General features: G+C 43.4%; 1 protein-coding gene and 1 pseudogene. Both read right to left on the bottom strand.

The window, feature by feature from the left end; all coding sequences use genetic code 11:
- Positions 1-9: 9 nt before the first annotated feature.
- Positions 10-1,233: a proton-conducting transporter transmembrane domain-containing protein gene (locus EHO59_RS00020; RefSeq protein ID WP_135583541.1), complete on the bottom strand. Its 1,224-nt coding sequence runs from the start codon at positions 1,231-1,233 to the stop codon at positions 10-12.
- Positions 1,230-1,482 (bottom strand): annotated as a pseudogene (locus tag EHO59_RS00015) (formate hydrogenase); the annotation flags it as partial. The pseudogene EHO59_RS00015 and the gene EHO59_RS00020, both read right to left, overlap by 4 nt.

The raw sequence follows: 1,482 nt of genomic DNA, 5'->3' as shown, positions 1-1,482 counted from the left end.
TAACGTTTTTCATAATACACCATGTAAAAGAAGGTAAAATCCCCAGCAACCGGTGCTGAGAAGAAGTAGAAGTAAAAAGAATCCGTTCGTCATTCTGATCCTAAGAATGGTGGAGAGATCCTTTGGAAATGGTCTTCCTTTGATATTCAAAAGAGGCGCAAGCTTATAGAGCATTACTCCGAAGAATACGATCCCGAGTATAGGAACAAGGATCACAAAGGATTTTCCTCCGATCTGTCCCGCTTTGATAAGAACAATGTCTGTAACAAAGATAGGAGATCCAGGCATCACGAAAGCTAAGAATAACGCTAGGATGAAAAGAGACAATGCAGGCTTGTTGATTGAATCCGCTTGGATGATCTTACCCAACTCTCTTTTGCCGGCATCCATTCTCACGATCCCCATGCTAATGAATAGAAGAGACTTAACGACTAGGTTCGTAGCCATCATGTAAAGAAATACCGTCTCGCTTAAATCCATCCAAAGAAATACTGCGAGGGCTCCCGTGTGAAAAAGAGCGACCTTAGCAGAGATCCTTCGGATATCATTTCTATCATAGATCGCGAATATACTATAAAGGATCGTGATGATCCCAAGCACCAAGAGTCCATCTGCACCACTGAATGTATGAGGAAAGAGTTGGTGATCCAGATGCACAAAGGGTCTAAGTGCGAAACACACCGAAACAGGAATGAATGAGGAAAGCAAAGACGATACTTGCGTCGGACTTTCTCCGTAAGTGTCCTCGATCCAAACGTGATTCGGAAAGAGACCGAGCTTTGCAGTATAACCGAAGATCGCAAGCCAAAGCCCAATCTCTACCCAGATAATCTCAGGATGAGAAGAAGCATTAGCCGCTAAGAACTCGATCGGTTGGTTGATCACATGCAAAGAAGAACGAAGGAGTATGATCCCAAGAAACGCGATACCTAAACCGAATGAGTTGATTAAGAGAAATTTCCAAGCGATCGGAAAAGACTTACTCGTTCTACTGGAAGAGATAAGAAGTGCTCCTACAAACGTAGTCGCTTCTATCAAGACCCATTGCAGAGTGGTTCCTTCTTCGTTCCAATCTCGGATGATCCAAACTGCAAAGTTAATTCCCCCGCATAAAACGAGAAGAACAGACCAAAACACTAAGTTCGTTTGGTTCTTAGTAGGTGCTAGAACATACGTGAGAAAGATCAGGATAAAAACGGCAGCGCCTATCCCTAAAAGAATTTCAAAGCTCATCTGAAATTTTCTCCTTTATCCATTTCTTTCTCAGTGTTGATCCGAAGTGCAGCTCCGGCACCTATGATAAGCACCGCATCTAAGAAGGAGCCAAGCTCGCTTCCGATAGGAACTCCGGATTTCAAGAGAAGAGTGAGTAAGAAGGTTCCGTTCTCAAAGATACTGAAGCAGGCGATGACTCCCACCCAGTTCCTTCTTACGATAAAACCGATCACTCCCACATAGATGAGAAGAAGAACATACAATAGA

It is taken from the genome of Leptospira semungkisensis (assembly GCF_004770055.1).
In the GTDB taxonomy this organism is placed as follows: Bacteria; Spirochaetota; Leptospiria; order Leptospirales; family Leptospiraceae; genus Leptospira_B; species Leptospira_B semungkisensis.
This window is presented reverse-complemented; position numbering and strand designations above follow the sequence as displayed.